Source organism: Paraburkholderia lebeckiae, assembly GCF_050436225.1.
Taxonomy (GTDB): Bacteria; Pseudomonadota; Gammaproteobacteria; order Burkholderiales; family Burkholderiaceae; genus Paraburkholderia; species Paraburkholderia tuberum.
In genome coordinates, this window is the sequence record NZ_JBNDLU010000002.1 from 2513210 (window position 1) to 2532083 (window position 18874).

At 61.1% G+C, this 18874-nt stretch carries 16 protein-coding genes, 2 rRNA genes and 3 pseudogenes; 6 read left to right on the forward strand and 15 right to left on the reverse strand.

The window, feature by feature from the left end; translation table 11 throughout:
• Positions 1 to 498: 498 nt before the first annotated feature.
• The gene (locus OKW45_RS26125; RefSeq protein ID WP_429471962.1) at positions 499 to 1698 is read left to right on the forward strand and encodes an amino acid aminotransferase; all 1200 of its coding nucleotides are present in this window, start codon (positions 499 to 501) and stop codon (positions 1696 to 1698) included.
• 154 nt (positions 1699 to 1852) lie between these two features.
• Here OKW45_RS26125 and OKW45_RS26130 read toward each other — a convergent pair whose 3' ends face one another.
• Together OKW45_RS26130 and OKW45_RS26135 are read right to left on the reverse strand one after the other, a co-directional pair.
• A complete protein-coding gene (locus OKW45_RS26130; RefSeq protein ID WP_429471964.1) occupies positions 1853 to 3085 on the reverse strand; it encodes a DUF3734 domain-containing protein in 1233 nt (410 codons plus the stop codon).
• Positions 3086 to 3095: 10 nt separating this feature from the next.
• Positions 3096 to 3893: a 3-hydroxybutyrate dehydrogenase gene (locus tag OKW45_RS26135; RefSeq protein WP_018418645.1), complete on the reverse strand. Its 798-nt coding sequence runs from the start codon at positions 3891 to 3893 to the stop codon at positions 3096 to 3098.
• A gap of 235 nt (positions 3894 to 4128) precedes the next feature.
• Here OKW45_RS26135 and OKW45_RS26140 point away from each other — a divergent pair, with 235 nt between their 5' ends.
• Entirely contained in the window at positions 4129 to 5100 is a 972-nt protein-coding gene (locus OKW45_RS26140) for a potassium channel beta subunit family protein (RefSeq protein ID WP_429471966.1), read from the forward strand.
• Positions 5101 to 5206: 106 nt separating this feature from the next.
• A complete protein-coding gene (locus OKW45_RS26145; protein ID WP_429471968.1) occupies positions 5207 to 6052 on the forward strand; it encodes a 23S rRNA (adenine(2030)-N(6))-methyltransferase RlmJ in 846 nt (281 codons plus the stop codon).
• 77 nt (positions 6053 to 6129) lie between these two features.
• On the opposite strand, the gene OKW45_RS26150 is transcribed toward OKW45_RS26145, so the two are convergent.
• The 4 genes from OKW45_RS26150 to cueR form a co-directional block, all read right to left on the reverse strand.
• The gene (locus tag OKW45_RS26150) at positions 6130 to 7170 is read right to left on the reverse strand and encodes an ABC transporter substrate-binding protein (RefSeq protein ID WP_429471970.1); all 1041 of its coding nucleotides are present in this window, start codon (positions 7168 to 7170) and stop codon (positions 6130 to 6132) included.
• A 225-nt stretch (positions 7171 to 7395) separates the two neighbouring features.
• Positions 7396 to 7707 (reverse strand): hypothetical protein, encoded by a 312-nt coding sequence (locus OKW45_RS26155; RefSeq protein WP_429473363.1) that lies wholly within the window; start codon positions 7705 to 7707, stop codon positions 7396 to 7398.
• Positions 7708 to 7994: 287 nt separating this feature from the next.
• Positions 7995 to 8141: a DUF3563 family protein gene (locus tag OKW45_RS26160; protein ID WP_018418650.1), complete on the reverse strand. Its 147-nt coding sequence runs from the start codon at positions 8139 to 8141 to the stop codon at positions 7995 to 7997.
• Between the two features lie 296 nt (positions 8142 to 8437).
• Positions 8438 to 8860 (reverse strand): Cu(I)-responsive transcriptional regulator, encoded by a 423-nt coding sequence (gene cueR / locus OKW45_RS26165; RefSeq protein WP_018418651.1) that lies wholly within the window; start codon positions 8858 to 8860, stop codon positions 8438 to 8440.
• Between the two features lie 134 nt (positions 8861 to 8994).
• On the opposite strand from cueR, the gene OKW45_RS26170 reads away from it, so the two are divergent.
• Entirely contained in the window at positions 8995 to 9198 is a 204-nt protein-coding gene (locus OKW45_RS26170) for a heavy-metal-associated domain-containing protein (protein WP_018418652.1), read from the forward strand.
• A gap of 10 nt (positions 9199 to 9208) precedes the next feature.
• Positions 9209 to 10132: a dTDP-4-dehydrorhamnose reductase family protein gene (locus tag OKW45_RS26175; RefSeq protein WP_429471973.1), complete on the forward strand. Its 924-nt coding sequence runs from the start codon at positions 9209 to 9211 to the stop codon at positions 10130 to 10132.
• Positions 10133 to 10191: 59 nt separating this feature from the next.
• On the opposite strand, the gene OKW45_RS26180 is transcribed toward OKW45_RS26175, so the two are convergent.
• The 4 genes and pseudogenes from OKW45_RS26180 to OKW45_RS26195 form a co-directional block, all read right to left on the reverse strand.
• Positions 10192 to 10338: a transposase domain-containing protein gene (locus tag OKW45_RS26180; RefSeq protein WP_429471975.1), complete on the reverse strand. Its 147-nt coding sequence runs from the start codon at positions 10336 to 10338 to the stop codon at positions 10192 to 10194.
• 91 nt (positions 10339 to 10429) lie between these two features.
• Positions 10430 to 11139 (reverse strand): annotated as a pseudogene (gene tnpC, locus OKW45_RS26185) (IS66 family transposase).
• Positions 11073 to 11600: an IS66 family transposase zinc-finger binding domain-containing protein gene (locus OKW45_RS26190; protein WP_429471976.1), complete on the reverse strand. Its 528-nt coding sequence runs from the start codon at positions 11598 to 11600 to the stop codon at positions 11073 to 11075. The pseudogene tnpC (OKW45_RS26185) and the gene OKW45_RS26190 overlap by 67 nt, the downstream one beginning before the upstream one ends.
• 11 nt (positions 11601 to 11611) lie before the next feature.
• Positions 11612 to 11905: pseudogene (locus tag OKW45_RS26195) on the reverse strand (integrase core domain-containing protein); the annotation flags it as partial.
• On the opposite strand from OKW45_RS26195, the pseudogene OKW45_RS26200 reads away from it, so the two are divergent.
• Positions 11902 to 13003 (forward strand): annotated as a pseudogene (locus OKW45_RS26200) (IS3 family transposase); the annotation flags it as partial. The pseudogenes OKW45_RS26195 and OKW45_RS26200 overlap by 4 nt on opposite strands.
• Before the next feature lie 59 nt (positions 13004 to 13062).
• Here OKW45_RS26200 and tnpC (OKW45_RS26205) read toward each other — a convergent pair.
• The 5 genes from tnpC (OKW45_RS26205) to OKW45_RS26225 form a co-directional block, all read right to left on the reverse strand.
• Positions 13063 to 14619 carry an IS66 family transposase gene (gene tnpC / locus OKW45_RS26205; protein ID WP_429471978.1) on the reverse strand — a complete coding sequence of 519 codons (1557 nt, stop codon included), beginning with the start codon at positions 14617 to 14619 and terminating at the stop codon, positions 13063 to 13065.
• 30 nt (positions 14620 to 14649) lie between these two features.
• Positions 14650 to 14994 (reverse strand): IS66 family insertion sequence element accessory protein TnpB, encoded by a 345-nt coding sequence (tnpB, locus tag OKW45_RS26210; protein WP_026225368.1) that lies wholly within the window; start codon positions 14992 to 14994, stop codon positions 14650 to 14652.
• A complete protein-coding gene (gene tnpA / locus OKW45_RS26215; protein WP_429471980.1) occupies positions 14991 to 15419 on the reverse strand; it encodes an IS66-like element accessory protein TnpA in 429 nt (142 codons plus the stop codon). The genes tnpB and tnpA overlap by 4 nt, the downstream gene beginning before the upstream one ends.
• A 158-nt stretch (positions 15420 to 15577) precedes the next feature.
• Positions 15578 to 15691, reverse strand: a 5S ribosomal RNA gene (rrf, locus tag OKW45_RS26220).
• Positions 15692 to 15916: 225 nt separating this feature from the next.
• Positions 15917 to 18798, reverse strand: a 23S ribosomal RNA gene (locus tag OKW45_RS26225).
• Between the last annotated feature and the right edge of the window lie 76 nt (positions 18799 to 18874).

Genomic DNA, 18874 nt, shown 5'->3' on the forward strand with positions numbered 1-18874 from the left:
GGCACCGGGCCTTGGGCAAAAGATCATTCTAACGGGTTGCGGAAAGCGAAGATCGAGCGGGCTTACGTAGGGCGGCCCTGGGCGCCGGTGTGTCATGGCCCTTTGCGGACTTGGGCGCCCTGAAGGGTTAGCGCGAACTCGCACGCCGGCTGTGTCCTATACGCCACGCGTCATCGTCGCGCAATCAGCGCCAATGGACAGCGCACCTCGGCCCGTTCGCGTCGTCGACATCGCCACGCCCGCTCGAATTCCTTGCTGCCACATGCTCCCAGTGCCTGTTTTTCAAGCAAATAATTGCCTTTTGCCCGTCCGGTCGTCCGAAAAAAGCGGCCGGATTCGCTACAATGCGAAGTTGCGCTCGCTCGCCGCTGTCCATAGGCCGTCCCCGATTTTCGCGTTTCGTCGAACTCACGCCCACCCGCGAAACGCCGCCGACGCCCCAGATGAGACCGCTCGCGCGCGAAGCCGCCCTCTTTTCACTACTGCTGCCCACCCATCATGTCTCTGTTCTCCGCCGTCGAACTTGCTCCCCGCGACCCGATTCTGGGCCTGAACGAAGCTTTCAACGCCGATACGCGCGCCACCAAGGTCAACCTCGGCGTTGGCGTGTACTTCAATGAAGAAGGCAAGATTCCGCTGCTGCGCGCCGTGCGCGAGGCGGAAAAGGCTCGCGTCGAAGCCGCGCTGCCGCGTGGCTATCTGCCGATCGAAGGTATCGCCGCTTACGATGCCGCCGTGCAAAAGCTGCTGCTCGGCAACGACTCGCCGCTGATCGCGGCCGGCCGCGTCGCCACGGCGCAGGCGCTGGGCGGCACGGGCGCGCTGAAGATCGGCGCGGACCTCCTGAAGCGCGTGAATTCGAATAGCAAGGTCGCGATCAGCGATCCGAGCTGGGAAAATCACCGCGCGCTGTTCGAAGGCGCGGGCTTCGTCGTCGAATCGTATCCGTACTATGACGCGCAGACGCACGGCGTGAACTTCGACGGCATGTTGAGCGCGCTGAACAGCTATGAGGCGGGCACGATCGTCGTGCTGCACGCGTGCTGCCATAACCCGACCGGCGTCGACCTGAGCGTCGAGCAGTGGAAGCAGGTCGTCGAGGTCGTCAAGGCGCGCAACCTCGTGCCGTTCCTCGATATCGCCTATCAGGGCTTCGGCGACAACATCGAAGCGGACGCGGCAGCCGTGCGTCTGTTCGCGGCGCAGGAACTGAACGTGTTCGTGTCTTCGTCGTTCTCGAAGTCGTTCTCGCTGTACGGCGAGCGCGTCGGCGCACTGTCGATCATCACCGCGAGCAAGGAAGAAGCGGCGCGCGTGCTGTCGCAACTGAAACGCGTGATCCGCACCAACTACTCGAACCCGCCGACGCACGGCGGCTCGGTGGTCGCGGCCGTGCTCGCATCGCCGGAACTGCGCGCGACGTGGGAAAGCGAACTGGGCGAAATGCGCGACCGCATCCGCGCGATGCGCAATGGTCTCGTCGAGCGTCTGAAGGCAAGCGGCGTTGATCGTGACTTCGGCTTCGTGAATGCACAGCGCGGCATGTTCTCGTACTCGGGTCTGACGGCACCGCAAGTGGACCGTCTGCGCGAAGAGTTCGGTATCTATGCAGTCAGCACGGGCCGCATCTGCGTGGCTGCGCTCAATACGCGCAACCTCGACGTCGTCGCCACCGCGATTGCTCACGTGCTGAAGTAAGGCGATTCACGGCGAGCAGGTCTGCCGTGCAAGTGCAGCAGGTTCGCCGCTGCCACCCCTATAAAAACGGCGCCCTTTTCTGAAAGGGCGCCGTTTTTTTATTTTCTGACGGTTCGGCCTTGGTTGGCGCAGCGTCGGGGCTCTCCGCGAGGAATCAGCGCGAATCCCGATGAATATCGTGCGTGACGAACCCGGCATCGTTTTCCGGCATATCGAGCCAGTCGGGCTGCTCGAGAGAACGGAGAATATCTTCAAGACCGCTTCGCCAATGCTCGCGCATCGTCGACAGACCGAATTGAAAGTCCTTGTAGTGTCCTTCGTATTCCTTGTGCCGATAGATCAGGTGAATCACGTTGTAGCGCCTTGAACACGACAGATCTTCGGCCAGCTTGCACCACGGATCGTCGCGTTGGTCTTCTGGCACACGGTCCAGCACCTCGCGCAGTACGTGACGGAAACGCTGCGAGCGCTGCAGCATGTCGGTCACGAGACGCGTACGGCTCGAATACTGGATGTCTTTCATGCGGCCCTGCACGTCGGTGATGTTGTCCGGCACCGGCCCGATCGCACTCCATAGGTCGACCTGAAACGCGAGCGTGTCGCGACGCGGCGTGGACTGGAGTACCTCGTAGAGCGGCGTATTCGACATCAGCCCGCCGTCCCAGTAGAACTGACCGTCGATCTCGACGGCCGCGAAGCCCGGCGGCAACGCGCCAGACGCTATGAAATGCTCGGGCCTGAGCGTGGTGTGGGTATTGTCGAAGTACGCGAAATTGCCCGTGCCGCAATTCACCGCGCCCACCGACACGCGTGTTTCGCCGGAATTAATCCGGTCGAAATCACACAGCGACTCGAGCGTGGCCTTCAGCGGCGTGGTGTCGTAGTAGCTCGCCAATTGAGGCGGACCGGACACAGTGGGCAACGGCGGTGGGAAACGCGGCACGAAAAAGCCCTTTTGCCCTTCGACGATCGCGCTCATTGCCTGCGCTGCCGTAAATGCCTTGCGCACCGCTTCGCTCGAATTGAACAGCAGGTGTTCGATCGGAGCTGGCAAGGGCGCCCCGAACGCCGGCTGGCAGATCGTCTCCCAGAATTGCAGCAGACGCTCGACGCGTCTTCCCGGTGGATTGCCCGCAATGATCGCCGTATTCAGTGCACCGATCGAGATGCCCGCGATCCAGTTCGGTTCGATGCCGGCTTCGTAAAGTCCCTGAAAGACGCCGGCCTGATAGGCGCCGAGCGCGCCGCCGCCTTGCAGCATCAGCGCGACGGTTTCGTAGTTGGGCAACCGGGGATGCCGGCGCGGGCGGGCGGCGACCGACGGACCCGCGCCCTCCCCGTCGCCCGACACGCCCACGCGCGCCCGCTTCAGATTGCGTTGCGCCATGGACGGCCCCTTAGTGCATGTACCAGCCGTGGCTCACGACGAACGACTGGCCGGTCAGAGCCGCGCTCGGGAACGTTGACAGGAACAGCACGGTCTGCGCGACGTCTTCAACCGTCGTGAAGATACCGTCGACGGTGCCGCCCAGCATCACGCGCTTGATCACGTCCTCTTCGCTGATGCCGAGTTCTTTCGCCTGCTCGGGAATCTGCTTGTCGACGAGCGGCGTGCGCACGAAGCCCGGACACACGACGTGCGAACGCACATTATGCGCAGCGCCCTCCTTGGCAAGCACGCGCGACAGGCCCAGCAGAGCGTGCTTCGCGGTCACGTACGCCGACTTCAGCGGCGAGGCGAGATGCGAGTGGACCGAGCCCATGTAAATCACGACGCCGCCGCGATTGTCCTTGTACATGTGCTTGAGCGCGGCCTTGGTGGTCAGGAACGCGCCGTCCACGTGAATGGCCTGCATCTTCTTCCAGTCCGAGAACGAATAGTTTTCGATCGGATTGACGATCTGGATGCCGGCGTTGGAAACGAGAATGTCGATCGAACCGAATTCCTCGGCGACCTTGTCGATCCCCTGGTTGACGGCATCTTCGTTCGTCACGTCCATTGCCACGCCGATTGCCTTACCGCCGCCCTTTCTGATTTCTTCAGCCACGGCGTTCGCGCCGTCCTGGTTCAGGTCGGCGATCGCGACCGCAGCACCCGCGGCCGACAGAGTCAACGCGATCTGTTTGCCGATGCCGCTCGCGGCGCCAGTGACGACGGCAACCTTGCCGTTCAGATTCGAGTTCACAGACGACATCCAGAACCTCCATGCAGTTGATGAGCAATGAGACCACGAGACCGCGCGCGGCGAGAAGTCGGCCAAACGGTATAGACCGTTCGGCGGATCCAGCGCGGCGGCCGACTTTGCTATTGTGCATGAACCCTGTGAACGACATAGGTAAAACGCACATCGAACCGTATCTCTTTAAACTGGACGCTTTCGGGCTGAATCCGGGCTCCATTCCCGTGGCATCGCCAACCAGGAGACATGTATGAATTATCGACGTCTGGGCCGCTCGGGCCTGCAAGTGAGCGAGTTGTCCATCGGCTCATGGGTCACGTACGGCAACCAGGTGGATCACCGCGCCGCGCGCGAATCGCTTGCCGCGGCGCGCGACGCGGGCGTCAATTTCTTCGACAACGCCGAAGTCTACGCGGGCGGCAAATCCGAGGAAATCATGGGCCATGCGTTGAAGGAGCTCGCGTGGCCGCGCGTGAGCTACGTCGTGTCGACGAAATTCTTCTGGGGACTCAACGAAGCGCCGAACCGGTACCGCACGCTGAACCGCAAGTACCTGATGAACGCGATCGATGCGTCGCTGAAGCGCCTGCAGCTCGACTATGTGGATCTCGTGTTCTGTCATCGTGCGGACCCGAACACGCCGGTCGAGGAAACGGTGTGGGCAATGAGCGACATGATCGCGCGCGGCAAGGCGCTGTACTGGGGCACCTCGGAATGGAGCGCCGACGAGATTCGCGCCGCCTATGGAATCGCCGAGCGGCATCATCTGCACAAGCCGGTCATGGAGCAGCCGCAATACAACCTGTTTCACCGCAAACGCGTCGAGCAGGAATACAAACGGCTCTACGAGGACATCGGCCTCGGCCTGACCACGTGGAGCCCACTCGCATCGGGGCTGCTCACTGGCAAATATCGTGACGGCGTGCCAGCCGACAGTCGCGCGCAGTTGCAGGGCTATGACTGGCTGCGTCAGCAGCTCACGGACCCGACCCGGAACAATGTGGTCGGCCAGCTCGGCGCGGTCGCCGACGAGCTCGGCTGCACGGTCGGTCAGCTCGCGATCGCGTGGATTTTGAAGAATCCGAATGTCAGCACGGTGATCACGGGCGCCTCGCGGGTCGAACAGATCGGCGAAAACATGCAGTCCGCCGAGGTGGCCAAGCGCATCACACCAGAGATAAAGCAGCGGATCGAGGAGATCATCGGCGACGCGCACGAGTAATCGCGCGCGCAGCGCCCTAACCGGGCACGCGCGGTCGCGTACAATACGCGACCGCGCATCGCCGGCTCCTTCGGGCCAGCCTGCGCTCTCTCAGCGTCCTCTCATCATGCTCAGCTACCGCCACGCCTTTCATGCCGGCAATCACGCCGACGTTCTGAAACACGCCGTCGTGTTGCAGCTCCTGCGCTACCTTGGCCAGAAGGACAAGGCCTACTGGTATATCGACACGCACGCGGGCGCCGGCGTTTACTCGCTGAAGGAAGGCTACGCGACGAAGACCGGCGAGTTCGAGACGGGTATTGCGAAACTGTGGGGCCGCAACGATCTGCCGCCGCTGTTCGCCGAATACGTCGATGAAGTCAGCGCGCTCAATGCCGATGGCCAGTTGCATTTTTATCCGGGCTCGCCGTATCTCGCGTGGCGACAGCTGCGCGCGCAGGATCGTATGCGGCTCTTCGAATTGCACAGCACCGAAATCGACGTGCTGCGCCACAATTTTCGCGACGCGGGCCGACGCGCAATGCTGTATGCGGGCGACGGCTTCGACGGCATTCTCGCGCTGTTGCCGCCGGCGCCGCGTCGCGCGCTGATCCTGCTCGACCCGTCGTATGAAGACAAGCGCGATTACGGGCGCACGCTGCGCTGTGTCGAGGAAAGTCTGAAGCGGTTTCCGACCGGCACGTATGCGATCTGGTATCCGCAGGTCAAGCGCCCCGAGTCGCAGCGCTTTCCCGATCAACTGAAGCAGTTGCAGAAGGACAACTGGCTGCACGTCAGCCTGACCGTCAGCAATCCGCCGGAAGACGGCCATGGGCTGTTCGGTAGCGGCATGTTCATCCTGAATCCGCCGTATACGCTCGCCAAGACGCTGAAGGATCAGATGCCATGGCTCGTCAAAACGCTCGGCGAGGACAAGGCTGCGACGTTCAACGTCGAATATCGCGGCAATTGAGCGTGATGACCGGCGCGTGAGCGTGCCGCGCGCGGTTCCCCGTCACCTGTCTTGCGCAACCCGATCTCCGCATACGCTCACTTGAACTGCGCGGCCGCCTTGCTCGCGAACTGGTTCGTATAAGTAGCACTCAGATCGATCTTTTTCGGATCGAGCCGGCTATCGAACGACGACAACGCGCGCAGCGACGTCGCCGGGCCATCAGCGGGCATAAGTCCGTCCGGCGAATACGCGTCGCGCACGTTGTGAAAGGCGTCGAGATAGAGCGTCGGGTCGCCCAATAGATAGGCTTGCGGCACCATCTTCAGCAGATCCGCGTCGCTCGCAGTCTGCAGCCAATGATTCGCACGCACGATCGCGTTGGTCAGCGCCTGCGTTGTCTTCGGATTTTTCTGGATGAAGCTTTCGGCCGCGTAAAGCGTCGCCGCGGGCATCATGCCGCCGAACACCTCCTGCGTGCCTTTCACCGTGCGCGTATCCACAAGCACCTTGATGGCGCCGCTACGCGTGAGCTTGGTCATCATTGGATCGACATTGGACAGCGCGTCGATCTGCCCACTGCCCACCGCGGCCAGCACCGTCGCGCCGCTGCCGACACCGATCGCCGAAATGTCGCTGCGCTGCACGCCGGCCTTGCGCAACGCAACGGTGAGCACGAGATCCGTCGACGAACCCGGTGCGCTCACGCCGACCTTCGCGCCTTTGAAGTCCGCGAGCGACTTGAGCTGATCGGCCTTCGACTTCACCACGCCGATCACGATCTGCGGTGCGCGGCCCATCAACACGAACGCGCGATAGTGCTGACCCTTCGCCTGCATGAACAACGTGTGCTCGAACGCGCCCGCGCCGACTTCGGCGCTGCCGCCCACCACCGCTTCGAGCGCTTTCGAGCCGCCTGCGAAATCTTCGAGCGTGACGTTCAGGCCTTCGTCCTTGAAGTAGCCGAGCTGCTGTGCGGCGAGGACCGGCAGATAGTAGAGGCCAGGTAAGCCGCCGACGGCCATCGTCAGTGTCGGCATTTCCGGCGTGTCCTTCGCGAACCCAGCGCCCGGCAACGCCGCCAGTGCGAGCAGCATCACGCAGGTGCGCGTCGCACGCTGCGTCCATTGATTGAGCATGGTGACGTCTCCTTGTCGTGTTTTCCGTTCGAAGCAGTGACGCAGGCGCACATGCCGAGATCGAAGCTCACGGCGCCAAAGCGCGCAACGATTGTCGTCGGACGGTTTCACGGACGCCATGCGCCCAAACCCGAATGCGATTGTCGGGTGCGAGGCAGGCTGGCGTATGGGAGAGAAACGGGACCGTGCAGAAGCACCGCCGACGATCTTTCGCGCCGCCGGTACCTATTGCGGCAGGGGCACCGCTCGAGGCATCGGCCGCGGCGGCACGCCACCACCCGCCGGCAATTGGATATACGGCGCAACCACGAACGGCGGCGACGATTCCGGAGGCAGCTCGACCGGTGCCGCGATTGGCGGCGCGGCGACGATCGGCTCCGGCGCAGGCGGCGAACTCAGCAGTACGGTACCGCTCTGGCCATTATTGACGCCGCCAAGCGTATCGAGGATCACGGGAGGACGCCCGTTATCGGACACCGCGAATGCGTCCGACGCGGCGCAGAGGGTGGCGAGCGTCGCCACGGCGGCTGCGGCCATCGCGGATCGGAAAGTTTGCAGCGAACGGACGGAGGACATGGACAGCCCGATTGGTTATGAATGCCGTCTTGCGCGAAAAACGCCTTACATTACCGCGGGCCGCGTTACGAAGCTAGTCGATATTCGCCATCAGCAGCTTTCTTGCGCCGTTCACTCGAAAAACGTTGAAGGCATACGCGGATTTCGATGTCCAGATACGACAAAGCCCCGCTTTGACGGGGCTCGACATTGGTACTGCAATGGCCGCGCAAAAGCAGGCCACGTCAGGTCAAACTCAAGGCGGAAACTTACAGCGAATAGCCGTTGGTTTCGAGCGAACGGATGCGCTGTTCGAGCTGAACGATATCCGACGACGATGCGAGATATGCCTCACGACGGCTACGTTCCGCAGTCTCGAACCAGGTGCTGAGCTTCTCAAGAATGAATGCAAACATCATGTTCTCCAAGGATCAGATCGAATCCCCGGTGATTTGACATCAGGGATTTCCCGTAAAAGGGTTAACCCGGATTATAGCCCTAAGGTGCAACCTGGAAGAGTGAAATGCACGCATGGCGGGCATTCCGTTTTGGAATAACGCACTGGAAAGGTGCAATCCAGCGCCTGATTTTATTAAGATTCATCGAGGCGACCTTTAAGCGGACGTTATTTTCGCAATTTTATGCGCACTTTCGGTGCATAAATCGCTCGAACCTTAAGAATCGTCAGGCTGGGTTGCACTTCGATCAGCTGCTAAAGCGGACGGCAACCTTGTCCCGATACAAGATCGGTGTCCGCCAGTCGCTCGATAATCGGACAATCTGGCCGGTCATCACCATGGCAATGATCGGCCAGATGCGCGAGAGTGTCGCGCATGTCCGTCAGTTCGGCGATGCGGCGATCGAGTTCGGCGACATGTTCGAGCGCGATCCGCTTTACTTCGGCACTTGCACGCGAGCGGTCGTGCCATAGAGCAAGCAGCCGCCGGATATCCTCGACCAGAAATCCGAGGCGGCGAGCCTGGCGAATAAAGCGCAAGGAATGCACTTCCTGCGGGCCATACACGCGATAACCGGCACTCGTGCGCGCCTTCGCAGTCAATAGGCCGACACTTTCGTAATAGCGGATCATTTTTGCCGTAACGCCCGACACGCGGGCCGCTTCGCCTATGTTCATGACTGTTTCCCCAAGGTTGCGGCTGAACTCCAATCGATCCTACACCTTCCCATGGTGGGAAGGTCAGCTACTCAAACAAGGTACGGGAGGCATAATTCGACTATCCGCAATCTGATTCCGCCGAGGTCTTTGCAATGACAATCGAACTCCAGGTAGAAGGCATGAGCTGCCAGCACTGTGTTGCCGCTGTCACGAGCGCGATTCGCGAGCACGACGCCGCCGCGCAGGTTCAGGTGGATCTCGCGACCGGCCGCGTGCTCGTGGAGTCGGCGCAACCCGTCGATGCGCTGAAGGCCGCGATTGACGAAGCCGGATACACGGTCACGTCTGTGCGCTGAGGTGCCGCGCATGTTCAAGGTTGCCGTAATAGGCGGTTCCGGATTGCTCGGCCGCGCGCTCAACGACGAACTCGCGCGCCAGACCGGCTGGCAGATCGTCTCCACCGCATGTAGCCGAACGTCTCCGCGAATGGTCGCGTTGGATGTTCGCGATAGCTTTGCGGTCGAGAGTTTCATCGACCGCGTAGCGCCGGATGCCGTCGTCATTGCCGCGGCGGAGCGCCGTCCCGATGTATGCGAGCGCGATCCGGCGCTTGCTCGCGCGCTGAACGTCGATGCTGTGCGAATGATCGCCGGGGCGGCGAACCGACACGGCGCGTGGACACTGTCGATCTCAACCGACTACGTGTTCGACGGCACGCACCCGCCCTATCGTCACGACAGCACACCAGCGCCACTGAACGCGTACGGACAGAGCAAGCTCGAAGGCGAGCGAGCGCTGACCGACACGGCCGAGGGCGGATGCGTGCTGCGTCTGCCGCTGCTATATGGTCCGACCGTCAGTTGGTCGGAATCGGCCGTGACTAGCCTCGTGCCGGCGATTGCAGCGGCGGCGGCTCCGGGGGCCCAGGCTGCCAGGATGGACGCTTGGGCGATCCGCTATCCTACGTTCACGCCCGATGTCGCTTTCGTGATCCGACAGATGCTCGAGCGGCACGCGCGCGGCGAAACGATCTCTGGCATCGTGCAATGGTCGGGCGACGAACCGATGAACAAGTATGAGATCGCCGTGCGCCTGGCAGAAGCGTTGCAACTCGACGCGCGTCTGACGCCTCAGCGCACACCCACCGACGCGACGCCGCGCCCGCACAACTGTCATCTGGCATCGAGCCGTTTAGAGGTACTCGGAATCGGCCGACGCTCGCCCTTCGATATGGCGATCCGGCAGGTGCTGACCGCGTTTCCGTGGCAGGGACAGGCGACTTCCGTATGATCCGGCGGCTTGCGTGCGTACGGTAAGCGGCTGGCGAACCCACGTTGACGAACGGTGAATCAGGCGACAGCGGTAAGAGGCTGCCAGTTATGTGGCAGCAATGCGGCGATGTCGCTTGCCCTGTGGGCGGGCAGCCGTGTCCCGATGTCTTTCAGATATGCGTGGGGTTCGTGACCGTTGAGTTGCGCTGAGCGGATGAGGCTCATGATTGCGGCCGCACTTTGGCCAGCGCGCAGCGACCCGGCGATCAATCAGTTGGCCCTGCCGATGGCCCCATGGACGGATCTGGTTTCCGAGCTAATTGTTGTCTATGGGCACGTGCCCGTCATCGAGATAGCGCGTAAGCGCCTCCCAGCGTTTGAGGCTGTAGTCCAGCGCTTTCGCAATCGCCGAACGTGCCGATACCAGCTTGCGTTGCACCACCATCCATTCGTGAAGGGCGTCGCACACCGGTTTGGCGCGGCTCTGCCGATGCCGGTGTCGTGCGTCGATATCAAGCGCCGCGGCATCGCATTCGATGTTGTAGAGCTCGGTGAAGAACGGCAACGCCTGCTCAGCCACCTGACTGCTGTGATTGGCATGCAGCTCGAAGAACTTGCGCCTTGCGTGAGCTGCGCAGCCGATTTCGGTGATGCCCTAGAGGAATGAGGCCTTATAGCCGCCGTAGTCGTCACACACCAGCTTGCCGTGCCAACCGTTCAGGAACGTGCGCGCATGCTCCCCGGCCCGGCTGTTGGCGAAATCGTAGACCACCGCGCGCAGGTTGCTGAATTGCGTAGGCGTATACGCCCACAGATAAGCCCTATGTGTCTTGCCCTTGCCGGGACTGAGCGTTTGCACCGGGGTTTCGTCCGCGTGCAAGACACCTTGCTGCAGGATCTCTCGATGAAGGGCGTCGACCAATGGCTGCAACTGCGCGCCACATGTGCCCACCAGGCGCCTAACGTGGACCTTGGTATTGCCAGTCCCGCGCGCGCATAGATCTGCTCCTGACGATACAGCGGCAAGTGATCTGCAAATTTGCCGACCGGTACCGAGGCGAGAAGTCCGGTGGTCGAATGCCCTTGTCGATGACGTGCGCGGGCACCGGTGCCTGAACGAGCGTCTCGCAATTGCGACACACCCAATTACCCCGAATGTGCCGCTCCACCGTGAAGACGCCCTGTGCGTAGTCCAGCTTCTCGCTGATGTCTTCGCCGATACGCACGCGCTCGCAGCCGCGCTGGCAGACCGTGCTGTCCGGTTCGTGATGGATATCGATACGCGGCGATTGCTGCGGCAAGGGGGCGCGCTTCGGCTGCCCGTGTTGCCGCTTCCGTGTGGGCTCGAGCTGTTCGAGTTCTATCTCGATGGCGGCCAGGTCGGCGTCGATCGCTTCCTCAAGCAGACTCATCTGTTCGTTGTTGAGTGTATCCGGTCCATAAACGACGCCCTTCCTTTGACCTTGCCCCCGTTTGGCGAATCCCATAGCTGGGGGAATTATGCGGCTTCGCCTTGCTGAGTCGCGAACCAGTTCTTGTCGAATGTCATGGGGCTGACGTAGTCGAGCGTTGAGTGTAACCGGCGTGCGTTGTAAAAGCCCAGCCAGTCAATCACCTCATCCATTGCGGCACGCCGGGTGGCGAAGTGTCGTCCGTGCATGCGCGCCACCTTCAGCGAACCCCAGAGACTTTCCGTCGGCGCATTATCCCAACAATCACCGCGTCGGCTCATCGACGAACGCATGCCGTAGGCCTTCAACGTATCCTGAAACAGGCCGCTGCAATACTGGGCGGATTCAACACGGACAAGGGCGAGGACGAATGATCGGCCTCGAGGATCGCCAGCGGCTGGCCCGGGAAATCGAATCGGCCAATCGGGCTGGCGCACGGTTGCGTCTGGCCTGCGAGGTCGCCGGAATCGATGTGCGAACGCTGGAAGGCCCATCAGGGGCTCGTCAAGGGCGACGCCAGGCCCGGCGCGATGCGCCCACTGCCCGCGCACACCCTGAGCCCGCAGGAGCGGGCAAACGTGCTGCGCATAGCCAACGAGCCACGCTTTGCCGACATGCCACCGGCGCGTATCGTGCCGATGCTGGCTGACGAAGGCGTGTACATCGCCAGCGAATCGACCTTTGCGCGCGTGCTGCGCGAGCATGGGCAGATGACGCGCCGTGGTCGTGCCAGAACGCCTTCGAGCGCCCGGCCGCCGACCACGCACGTCGCAACGGCGCCGCTCCAGGTGTGGTGCTGGGACATGACGTTTCTGCCGGCAACGGTAACAGGTCGATGGTTCCACCTGTACCTGATCCTGGACCTGTATAGCCGCAAGATTGTCGGCTGGGAGGTGCACGACAGCGACGCGGCCGAACACGCTGCTCATCTCGTGCGTCGTACGGCGCTCTCCGAAGGCATTGCCGTCCTTGAGACCCGGCCGGTGCTGCACGGCGATAACGGTGCGACGCTCAAGGCCACGACCGTGCTGGCGATGCTCCACTGGCTGGGTGTCAAGCCGTCGTACTCACGCCCCCGTGTCAGCGACGACAACGCCTACGCCGAGGCGCTGTTCCGAACCGCGAAGTACCGGCCGGAGTTTCCGGTCACAGGCTTCGAGGACCTGAACGCTGCTCGCAACTGGGCTGCCGGCTTCGTGCAGTGGTACAACTTCGAGCATCGTCATAGCGGCATCCGCTACGTGACGCCTGCGCAGCGTCATGCCGGCGACGATCGTGCGCTTCTCGCGGCACGTCACGCACTGTACGTGAAGGCGCGCGCATGCAATCCGGCCCGCTGGTCGTGTCACACGCGCAACTGGACACCGGTTGGTGCCGTGACGCTTAACCCCGAACGTGACTCAGTCGTTGAGATGGCGTCGATCGGCGCAAATAAGTAAGCACCTCGCGACGGCCGTCCGCAACGCGGCGCCCGCGTGAGGCATGATCGGGAATCGGGTTACGTGTCAGCAGACGCCGATGGGCCAGACTGCCGAGGCAGCTTCGTGACCACGTTCCAGGGCAACAGTTCGTCGATGCGGTTAATGGGATGGTCAGCGATATGGGTCAGGACGTATTCGAGGTAGGCGCGCGGGTTGATCCCGTTGAGCTTGCATGTGCCGATCAGACCGTACATCGCGGCTGCCCGCTCGCCTCCGCTGTCGGAGCCGGCGAACAGGAAGTTCTTGCGGCCCAGACTCACACAGCGCAGCGCGTTTTCGGCCAGGGCGTTGCTGATCTCAGCACGACCCTCTTCGCAGTACAGCGCGAGCGCGTCCCACTGGTTGAGCGAGTAACGGATCGCTTTGGCCAGTTCGGATTTCTTCGACAGCGTTGCGAGCTTGTCCGTCATCCACGTCCTGATGGTCGCGAGCAGCGGCACGCTTTTCTCCTGCCGCACGCACAGCCGTTCAGCGGCTGGTTTGCCGCGGATGTCGGCCTCGATGCCGTAAAGTTCGCCGATCAGTTCGAGCACCTCTCGGGTCGCCTCGGTAGGCGTGCGAGCGTGTACGTCGTAGAGGTACCGTCTCGCGTGATCCCAGCATGCAGCTTCACGGATCTTGCCGCTCTCGTACAGTTCGTTGAAGCCACTGTAGGCGTCGGCCTGCAGGATGCCCTCGAATCCAGCGAGATGGGTCTGGGGGTGGATGCCTTTGCGGTCGGGCGAGTAAGCAAACCACACCGCGGCCGGTTCGGTCGAGCCCGAACGGGTGTCATCGCGCACATATACCCACAGTCGCCCGGTCCTTGTCTTCTTCCTGCCCGGTTCGAGCACCGGGATCGGCGTGTCATCCGCGTGCAGCTTCGACGGTGCCATCGTGTGGCGGCGCAGCGCCTCGGTCAGCGGCACGCAAAGGGCCTCGCACTGGCCGACCCAGCGTCCCATGCTGGCCGGATCCAGCTTCACGCCGTCGCGCGCGGCAATCTGCGACTGCCGGTACAACGGCGCGTGGTCAGCGTACTTCGAGACGAGGATGTCGGCCAGCAGGCTCGGATGGGCAATGCTGCGCGTGATCGGCAGGCCGGGCATGGACGGCTGCGAGAAGTGGTGGCCGCACGGACAGACCGTCTTGCGCCGGATCGTGCGGATCACCTTGAACATTGCCGCGACGCGGGCGAGCTGCTCGGACACGTCTTCTCCGAGCGGCTGCATGGCGCTGCCGCACTTCGGGCAGGTCGCGTCGGCGTCGAGTACGCGTTCTTCGCGTGGCAGATGCGGCGGCAGCGCTTCTTTCGGCGATGCGTCGCCCACAGGCGTGCTCGCGCCTGATTCGTGGGCGCGTCGCACGTCAGCGACACCACGCTCACCGGTCAAGTCCTCGAGCGCGGTTTCGAGCCGCGCGACCTCCCGGTCCAACTGCTCGGACTTGCGGCCGAACTGCATGCGCTTGAGCCTGTCGATCTGCGCCTTGAGCCGCCCGATCTCCAGATCGCGCTCGGCAAGCTGGGCACGCGCCTCGACCAGCAAGGCCCGCAGGGTTGCAACATCGTCAGGAAGTTCAGCGCCGTTCGACATGTGGCGCAGTTTACGAGCCTTCCTCGCGGTTTACAACATCGACAGCGCAGCCGTACGACGCGGCTGCCGCCAATCGATGCCTTCGAGCAACATCGACAGTTGCGCCGCCGTCAGATGGACCTTGCCGCCATCGGCGTGTGGCCAGACGAAGCGACCACGCTCAAGCCGCTTCGCAAGAAGCCAGAGCCCGTCTTCGGTCGCCCACATGACCTTCACGAGATCGCCGCGCCGGCCCCGGAAGATGAACACGTTGCCACCCAGCGGATTGTCCTCGAGCGCCGTCTGCACCTTCGCCGCCAGCCCCTGGAACCCGCAGCGCATGTCGGTGACGCCTGCCACCAGCCAGACGCGTGTACCCGTGGGTAGAGAGATCACGATCGCACGCTCCCCAGTACGATCCGTAGCGTGTCGGCGTCGACGACGCCGTCGACCTTGACTACCACGTCACCGAACCGAATCTCGATCGTCCCGGCTCGTCCAGTCCGGTTGCAGACGTCCCTTGCATCCGGGGGCATCGCCAGGCGCTGCGGCGGCGTCTCATGAACCACCGCCACTGGAATCAGGCACGTCGTTTCCGCCTGCAATTGCTCGCGATAGCGACGCCGCCAGGCAAACAGCATGTTTGCATTGATGCCATTGTCCCGCGCCAGCTTCGCGACCGACGCACCAGGCTCACATGCCGCGGCCGCAAGCCGGCGTCGAAACTCGCGATCATAATTCGGGCGTCCCTTGCGGCTACCCGGCCTGGCTTCCGACTCTGTCACAGTGATGTCCATCAAATCGAAAATGATGGGCACCACTTTGATGTCGGTTCTCGCCGCCGTCTACGACGGTCGTCGTGAGGTGCTTGCTCACCGGGCGCTTACCTTACAATCATCTCTGTCGATGTTGCTGTTGATTTGGGCCGCGTAAACGCAAAAACCCCACCGCGGCGGGTGGGGTTTCTGACCTGGGGGGAGCCTGACGATTACCTACTTTCACACGGGCAATCCGCACTATCATCGGCGTGGAGTCGTTTCACGGTCCTGTTCGGGATGGGAAGGGGTGGGACCGACTCGCTATGGTCATCAGGCATGACGGGTTGCTGCGTCGCAGGGGTTGGAGTCAACCGGTTGCGCCACAGCCAATCGGGAAGAAGCGTAAAGGATTCGTGTGGGGGTTGTGTTGTTTCTGGCACAACACTGAATCCCAACCGTGCGTTTCTGTTAGCTCCCGCGGGAGTTCACACCAATCCCCTTCGGGGATCGGACCCGCGCAAGTGCTGAAGCACTAACGCGGGTCGAGACACACCTGTTATAGGATCAAGCCTTACGGGCAATTAGTATCAGTTAGCTCAGTACATTACTGTACGTGCACACCTGACCTATCAACGTCCTGGTCTTGAACGACCCTTCAAGGGGCTCGAAGCCCCGGGGATATCTCATCTTAAGGCGAGTTTCCCGCTTAGATGCTTTCAGCGGTTATCTCTTCCGAACATAGCTACCCGGCGATGCCACTGGCGTGACAACCGGTACACCAGAGGTTCGTCCACTCCGGTCCTCTCGTACTAGGAGCAGCCCCCTTCAAATATCCAGCGCCCACGGCAGATAGGGACCAAACTGTCTCACGACGTTTTAAACCCAGCTCACGTACCTCTTTAAATGGCGAACAGCCATACCCTTGGGACCGGCTACAGCCCCAGGATGAGATGAGCCGACATCGAGGTGCCAAACACCGCCGTCGATATGAACTCTTGGGCGGTATCAGCCTGTTATCCCCAGAGTACCTTTTATCCGTTGAGCGATGGCCCTTCCATACAGAACCACCGGATCACTATGACCTGCTTTCGCACCTGTTCGACTTGTCAGTCTCACAGTCAAGCACGCTTATGCCATTGCACTATCAGCACGATTTCCGACCGTACCTAGCGTACCTTCGTACTCCTCCGTTACACTTTGGGAGGAGACCGCCCCAGTCAAACTGCCTACCATGCACGGTCCCCGACCCGGATCACGGGCCAAGGTTAGAACCTCAAACAGATCAGGGTGGTATTTCAAGGACGGCTCCACGCAGACTGGCGTCCACGCTTCATAGCCTCCCACCTATCCTACACAGACCGGTTCAAAGTCCAATGCAAAGCTACAGTAAAGGTTCATGGGGTCTTTCCGTCTAGCCGCGGGGAGATTGCATCATCACAAACACTTCAACTTCGCTGAGTCTCGGGAGGAGACAGTGTGGCCATCGTTACGCCATTCGTGCAGGTCGGAACTTACCCGACAAGGAATTTCGCTACCTTAGGACCGTTATAGTTACGGCCGCCGTTTACCGGGACTTCAATCAGGAGCTTGCACCCCATCATTTAATCTTCCGGCACCGGGCAGGCGTCACACCCTATACGTCCACTTTCGTGTTTGCAGAGTGCTGTGTTTTTATTAAACAGTCGCAGCCACCAGTTTATTGCAACCCCTTCACCCTTCTGGCGCAGGCCAGTCAGGCTACCAGGGCGTACCTTATCCCGAAGTTACGGTACCAATTTGCCGAGTTCCTTCTCCCGAGTTCTCTCAAGCGCCTTAGAATACTCATCTCGCCCACCTGTGTCGGTTTGCGGTACGGTCACTGTGAAACTGAAGCTTAGAGGCTTTTCCTGGAACCCCTTCCAGTTGCTTCGCCACCGAAGTGGCTCGCCTCGCACCCTTGAATTACGCGCCCGGATTTGCCAAAGCGCCTTCTCCAATGCAAGGACCGGGACTTCCAACACCCGGACAACCTTCCGCGATCCGTCCCCCCATCGCATTTCACAATGGTGCAGAAATATTAATCTGCTTCCCATCAGCTACGCATTTCTGCCTCGCCTTAGGGGCCGACTCACCCTACGCCGATGAACGTTGCGTAGGAAACCTTGGGCTTACGGCGAGGGGGCCTTTCACCCCCTTTATCGCTACTCATGTCAGCATTCGCACTTCCGATACCTCCAGCACACTTTCCAGTGCACCTTCGCAGGCTTACGGAACGCTCTCCTACCATGCACATTACTGTGCATCCGCAGCTTCGGTATATGGCTTAGCCCCGTTACATCTTCCGCGCAGGACGACTCGATCAGTGAGCTATTACGCTTTCTTTAAAGGATGGCTGCTTCTAAGCCAACCTCCTGACTGTTTTAGCCTTCCCACTTCGTTTCCCACTTAGCCATATTTGGGGACCTTAGCTGGCGGTCTGGGTTGTTTCCCTCTTGACACCGGACGTTAGCACCCGATGTCTGTCTCCCGTGATTGCACTCTTCGGTATTCGGAGTTTGCTATGGCGTAGTAATCCGCAATGGACCCCACAACCATGACAGTGCTCTACCCCCGAAGGTGATACACGAGGCACTACCTAAATAGTTTTCGGAGAGAACCAGCTATTTCCAGGTTTGTTTAGCCTTTCACCCCTATCCACAGCTCATCCCCTAACTTTTCAACGTTAGTGGGTTCGGTCCTCCAGCACGTGTTACCGTGCCTTCAACCTGGCCATGGATAGATCACCTGGTTTCGGGTCTACACCCAGCGACTGGACGCCCTGTTCGGACTCGCTTTCGCTACGCCTGCCCTAATCGGTTAAGCTCGCCACTGAATGTAAGTCGCTGACCCATTATACAAAAGGTACGCCGTCACCCCTTCGCAGAGGCTCCGACTGTTTGTATGCATGCGGTTTCAGGATCTGTTTCACTCCCCTCCCGGGGTTCTTTTCGCCTTTCCCTCACGGTACTGGTTCACTATCGGTCGATCACGAGTATTTAGCCTTGGAGGATGGTCCCCCCATCTTCAGACAGGATTTCACGTGTCCCGCCCTACTTCTCGTACACCCAGTTCTTCCATGCTGTTTTCGTCTACAGGGCTATCACCTGCTATGGCCGCACTTTCCAGAGCGTTCGACTAACAATACAGATAACGTGTACCGGCTGATCCCATTTCGCTCGCCACTACTCTGGGAATCTCGGTTGATTTCTTTTCCTGCGGTTACTTAGATGTTTCAGTTCACCGCGTTCGCCTCACGCAGCCTATGGATTCAGCTGCGGATACTCCATTAGGAGTGGGTTTCCCCATTCGGACATCTCCGGATCAATGCTCGTTTGCCAGCTCCCCGGAGCTTTTCGCAGGCTACCGCGTCCTTCATCGCCTGTGATCGCCAAGGCATCCACCACATGCACTTGTTCGCTTGACCCTATAACGGGTGTGTCTCTGGGTCGACCCACGTGAGCGCTTTAGCGCTTACGTGGGTCCCATCCCCGGAGGGGACA

Excerpts from the sequence above, each read along its gene's own strand:
- OKW45_RS26125 (WP_429471962.1), top strand. The coding sequence starts at position 499 with ATGTCTCTGTTCTCCGCCGTCGAACTTGCTCCCCGCGACCCGATTCTG.
- OKW45_RS26130 (WP_429471964.1), bottom strand. The coding sequence starts at position 3,085 with ATGGCGCAACGCAATCTGAAGCGGGCGCGCGTGGGCGTGTCGGGCGAC.
- OKW45_RS26135 (WP_018418645.1), bottom strand. The coding sequence starts at position 3,893 with ATGTCGTCTGTGAACTCGAATCTGAACGGCAAGGTTGCCGTCGTCACT.
- OKW45_RS26140 (WP_429471966.1), top strand. The coding sequence starts at position 4,129 with ATGAATTATCGACGTCTGGGCCGCTCGGGCCTGCAAGTGAGCGAGTTG.
- OKW45_RS26145 (WP_429471968.1), top strand. The coding sequence starts at position 5,207 with ATGCTCAGCTACCGCCACGCCTTTCATGCCGGCAATCACGCCGACGTT.
- OKW45_RS26150 (WP_429471970.1), bottom strand. The coding sequence starts at position 7,170 with ATGCTCAATCAATGGACGCAGCGTGCGACGCGCACCTGCGTGATGCTG.
- OKW45_RS26155 (WP_429473363.1), bottom strand. The coding sequence starts at position 7,707 with ATGGCCGCAGCCGCCGTGGCGACGCTCGCCACCCTCTGCGCCGCGTCG.
- OKW45_RS26160 (WP_018418650.1), bottom strand. The coding sequence starts at position 8,141 with ATGTTTGCATTCATTCTTGAGAAGCTCAGCACCTGGTTCGAGACTGCG.
- cueR (WP_018418651.1), bottom strand. The coding sequence starts at position 8,860 with ATGAACATAGGCGAAGCGGCCCGCGTGTCGGGCGTTACGGCAAAAATG.
- OKW45_RS26170 (WP_018418652.1), top strand. The coding sequence starts at position 8,995 with ATGACAATCGAACTCCAGGTAGAAGGCATGAGCTGCCAGCACTGTGTT.
- OKW45_RS26175 (WP_429471973.1), top strand. The coding sequence starts at position 9,209 with ATGTTCAAGGTTGCCGTAATAGGCGGTTCCGGATTGCTCGGCCGCGCG.
- OKW45_RS26180 (WP_429471975.1), bottom strand. The coding sequence starts at position 10,338 with ATGAGCCTCATCCGCTCAGCGCAACTCAACGGTCACGAACCCCACGCA.
- OKW45_RS26190 (WP_429471976.1), bottom strand. The coding sequence starts at position 11,600 with ATGGGATTCGCCAAACGGGGGCAAGGTCAAAGGAAGGGCGTCGTTTAT.
- tnpC (WP_429471978.1), bottom strand. The coding sequence starts at position 14,619 with ATGTCGAACGGCGCTGAACTTCCTGACGATGTTGCAACCCTGCGGGCC.